Source organism: Terriglobales bacterium, from assembly GCA_035937135.1.
GTDB lineage: Bacteria > Acidobacteriota > Terriglobia > Terriglobales > Acidobacteriaceae > DASYVL01.
On record DASYVL010000017.1, the window covers coordinates 1 to 4046 of the forward strand.

Below are 4046 nucleotides of genomic sequence, written 5' to 3' on the forward strand. Positions count from 1 at the left end.
TGTGCAGCGCCAGGTCGCGGTCGCCGAGCTGGAACCACGACGGCGCGCCCAGCCGCCGCATGGCGTCCAGACACTCGAAGGCATCGCCCTCTACGCCCCAGCCGCGCTCGCGGCTCAGCGTCCCGGCGAGGGCGTAGGTAATGGAATCCACGTCAGGCGAGACGTGCAGGCCCCACCAGCGCAGGTCGTCGCCGGTGTTGACGATAAAGGTCAGCTCGCGCGGCGGCACAACCTGCTTCAGGCCCTGGACGAACTTCGCGCCGCCCGTCCCGCCGGTGAGCACGACGATCATGCCACCCTCCGCAGGTAGCCCTCGTCATCCGCTGCCGCCAGAACTTTTTCCGCCAACAATCCGCCGCGTTCGGCGATCGCGGCCAGAAACTCCGGGTACACCGTCAAGCGCGGCTTGAGTTGCTGTCCTGCGGCGCGCGTGCGGCGCTCGAGCTCTGCCAGGTGCGGCCACGGAGCCTCGGGATTGATGTAGTCAGGAGTCAGCGGACTGACCCCGCCCCAGTCGTTGATGCCCGCCTCGATCAACTCCTCATAGCGCTCGGTGAGGTTGGGCGGCGCTTGCAGGTTCATGTTCCCGAGGATGAGCCGCGCCACCGCCACCGTGCGCAACATCTCGCCGGGCGTGGGCTCGGGATGCGCGCTCATGGGGATGCCCAGCTTGGCACGGAAGTTCTGCACGATGACTTCCTGGACGTGTCCGTAGCGGCGGTTCAGTTCGCGGATGGCGAAGAGCGTTTCCACTCGATCTTCCGGCGTCTCTCCGATCCCGATCAGCAGCCCCGTGGTGAAGGGAATCCCCTGGCGCCCGGCGTGTTCGAGAGTGGCCACCCGTTTCGCCGGGACTTTATCGGGCGCGCCATCGTGCGCCGCGCCGCGCGCGAGTAGCGCCGTGCTGGTGCTTTCGAGCATCAGCCCCATGCTGGGAGACCACCTCGCCAGCCGCCGCACCCACGCCGCGCTCATCAGTCCGGGATTGGCGTGCGGCAAAAGGCTCGTCTCCCGCAGCACGAGTTCGCACATCGCTTCGAGATAATGCAAAGTGGATTTGTATCCCAGACTCGCGAGCGCCGCGCGCATCTCGGGGAAGTCCAGCTCCGGCTTGTCGCCCAGGCTGAAGAGCGCCTCGCGACAGCCCAGCTTCTCTCCCGCCTTGGCTACGCTCAGGGCTTCGTCCGGACTCATGGTGTGCGCGCCCGGCTCGCCCGGACTGCGCCGGAAGATGCAGTAGCCGCAGGCGTCGCGGCACAGGTTGGTCAGGGGAAGGAAGACTTTGGGGGAGTAGGTGATCGCGCCCGGCTTGAACCGTTCTTTGAGCGCGCGCGCCGTCTGCAGCAATTCCGGAAGCGCGTCGTCCGTGCAACGGATCAGTCGGCAGGCCAGGGCGTGCTCGACCTCCAACCCGTCACGCACCTCATCCAGTTGGGTTCGCAGAGATTGCTTCGCGGCGCTGTGGAGGACTGGCAGGCTCACGCAAATGACCCGATCGCTCGCGGGCTCGATGACCCCATGAGCCGGTCAATCATACCGTGCCGACGGGCTGCCCGAGGGATAGAACACGCCCAGCAACTTCACCGCGGCTGTGCCCGGATTCTCCAGGCAATGCCGCGTGCCCGGCGGGAGGTAGATGCTGGTTCCCGGCCCGAACTCCGCGCTCTCCTGCTCGGTGTGCGCGACGCCGGTGCCCTCCAGGATGTATATGGCCTCCTCGTAGGTGTGACTGTGGAAGGGCGCCTTGCTGGGAGGGATGAATCCCACGAACTGGGTCACCTGGCGGCAGCCGAGGTCTTTGTCCACCAGCAGCTTGAACTGGCGGTCGCCGGAGGGGATGGCTTCGCAGTCACGCTCGTGCACCACACGCCGCGGAGGATCGACTCCGGGCGAGCGCGCGGGTTCGTCCACTTCTTGTGCGGACTCCTCCGGACAGCAGACGCTCACCAACACCAGCGGCTCGTGGGAGGGATTCTCCACGCTCCACGCCGCGCCTGACGGGATGTAGACGCCGCTGCCCGGCTCGATCGGGTAGCGGAAGCCGGCGATGTGGCAGGCGCCTCGCCCGCTCGCCGCGTAGAGAATCTCTTCCGCCGCCGAATGCACGTGCGTCGCCGCGTGGCCGCGCCCATACTCCCGGACCGTCTGCGCGATCTGCTGCGCGCCGCTCTGGCGACAGATAGGAGTGCGGGAGCGCGCGCCTGCCGCGCTGGCGCCCTCTCCTTCCTCCGCGCCGAAGACTCGAGCCCCGCCAGTTAGAACTTTCATCGTCCGGGAGCCTCCCCGCGCGCAAAGCCCACCGCCACCGCGGCCAGCCCAAGGATGACCATGGCCGCGCCCGCCGCCGCCAGCGCCTTCGGCCCCGCGCCGCGGTCGACGGTCTGCAATAGCACTCCCAGCGGGAAGAGGAACGACCCTGCCAGCAGCAGCGCGGCCAGCGCCGTGCGCACGCGCTCGGAGAAGCCCACGCGGTCGAAGGCCACAACCAGCAACATCAGCAAAACTGCCAGCCCGCCCCAGTGCGAGTGCACGTCCACCTGGCGCACGTAGGCGAACTCAGTGTCGGCGTAGCTGGCGAGCGAAGCGTGGGCGTCATCCATCTTGCGCTCGGCCGCCTGCGCGAATCCGGTGGCCAGCGCTCCGCCCATGCTTTCGAGCGTCTGATGCTCGACGAACAGGGCGTACCACAGCCCGTAGCTCATCGCCCACAGGACGAGCACGAGCCCGCCCGCCAGCAGCAGCTTGCGCGACGCGCTCATGGCGCCGTCCTTCCCGCGTCCAGGCTGCCGGTGTAGCGCACCACGCCCGCCAGCATCCCCAGCAGCGCGACGATCACCAGTAGCCCACCGGCGTCGGCGATCCCGCCCGCTGCCAGCCCCAGCCGCAGTTCGGCCAGCACGAAGACCGGCAGGACGACCGACCCCGCCAGCAACACCGCCGCCCAGCGCTGTTTCCAGCGCTCGCTCAGCATCACGTAGGGCTGGAGAAAGGCCAGCAGCACCGCCAGCAGTCCGAACTCGATGATGTGTGAGTGCGCGGCGATGGCTACCGCCTTCTCCCCCTGCAGCATCCCGTAATCGGCGACCGCCTGGTGCGCCGCGGCGAGGTCCTTCTGCGCCGCGCGCTCCACCATGGCCGAGAGGATGCGCGACTCGCGCGTCTCGTGCTCCGCCAGATCCACCGAGGCGTAGTACGCGCCGTGCAGGAAGCCCGCCAGGATGAGCAGTGTGCCTCCGGCAAGCAGCGTGCGCGCGCTTCGGCTGCGGTCACGCAGCAGGGGATCGTCCGCGCTGCGGCCGCTGCGCAGATGCCGCACCAGCCCCGCCAGGTATCCGGCGCAGGCCACGATGACCAAGAATCCTCCGAAGTTGGCGGTGATGCTCGCCCATCCGATGGATTCGAGCGGGCTGTACTCCAGGCCCACGTAATGGATGAGGAAGACCGAAAGGGGCAGCAGTATGGCGCCGGCGAGAAAAAGCTGCGCCAGACGCCGGCGCACGGCTTCGCTCATCGCCAGGTAAGGTTGCGCCAGCGCCAGCAGCAGCGCCAGGTATCCAAAAGCAATGATGTGGGCGTGGGCGTCGACTTTGGTGCCGCGGTTCTCCAGCCGCCCGCCGATAGCGGCAAAATTCTGGAGCGCCGCCTGAGGGTTCTCAGCCGCTACTGCGTCCACCGCGGCAGTCAGGTGCTGGCCGATGCGACCGGCGTTCTGGTGCAGGACGAAGACGGCGAAGAGGTCGCCCAGCAGCATCCCGGCGGCGACGAGCGCGATGCCGCCCACCACCAGCATGCGCCGCGCGCTCATGGACGCGAAACTTTGATCCTCCGCTGTCCGTGTTGTTTCGGCGCCGGCCATCGAGTGGATGGGTCTACGGGAGAGAACGAAGTGATTCCACGGACCCGAGCGCGGAGGCGGGCGCGGAGCCCGCCTCCCCTCGAGGTTTCAGAATGAGAGCTTCAGCGCCAGTTGGAACTGGCGCGGATTGTTGACCGCGCGCGGCGTCCCGTAGTTCGGGTTCGGCGACCCTTCCTTGAAGTACGGTCCC

At 68.0% G+C, this 4046-nt stretch carries 5 protein-coding genes; all 5 read right to left on the reverse strand.

Annotation, left to right across the window (positions count from 1 at the left end; genetic code table 11):
* Positions 1 to 292 (reverse strand): 2-phospho-L-lactate transferase CofD family protein (locus VGQ94_00800; GenBank protein ID HEV2021045.1); only part of this gene is annotated, 292 nt, incomplete at its 3' end.
* Positions 289 to 1422, reverse strand: coding sequence for a 7,8-didemethyl-8-hydroxy-5-deazariboflavin synthase CofG (gene cofG, locus VGQ94_00805; protein HEV2021046.1), 1134 nt, complete (start codon positions 1420 to 1422; stop codon positions 289 to 291). The genes VGQ94_00800 and cofG, both read right to left, overlap by 4 nt.
* 105 nt (positions 1423 to 1527) lie before the next feature.
* Positions 1528 to 2268, reverse strand: coding sequence for a cupin domain-containing protein (locus tag VGQ94_00810; protein ID HEV2021047.1), 741 nt, complete (start codon positions 2266 to 2268; stop codon positions 1528 to 1530).
* Entirely contained in the window at positions 2265 to 2759 is a 495-nt protein-coding gene (locus tag VGQ94_00815) for a hypothetical protein (GenBank protein ID HEV2021048.1), read from the reverse strand. Before VGQ94_00815 ends, VGQ94_00810 begins: the two co-directional genes overlap by 4 nt.
* Positions 2756 to 3805 carry a hypothetical protein gene (locus tag VGQ94_00820; GenBank protein ID HEV2021049.1) on the reverse strand — a complete coding sequence of 350 codons (1050 nt, stop codon included), beginning with the start codon at positions 3803 to 3805 and terminating at the stop codon, positions 2756 to 2758. Before VGQ94_00820 ends, VGQ94_00815 begins: the two co-directional genes overlap by 4 nt.
* Positions 3806 to 4046: the final 241 nt, after the last annotated feature.

Bases quoted from the DNA above. Each gene is read 5' to 3' on its own strand.
- VGQ94_00810 (HEV2021047.1), bottom strand. From the start codon at position 2,268: ATGAAAGTTCTAACTGGCGGGGCTCGAGTCTTCGGCGCGGAGGAAGGA.
- VGQ94_00815 (HEV2021048.1), bottom strand. From the start codon at position 2,759: ATGAGCGCGTCGCGCAAGCTGCTGCTGGCGGGCGGGCTCGTGCTCGTC.
- VGQ94_00820 (HEV2021049.1), bottom strand. From the start codon at position 3,805: ATGAGCGCGCGGCGCATGCTGGTGGTGGGCGGCATCGCGCTCGTCGCC.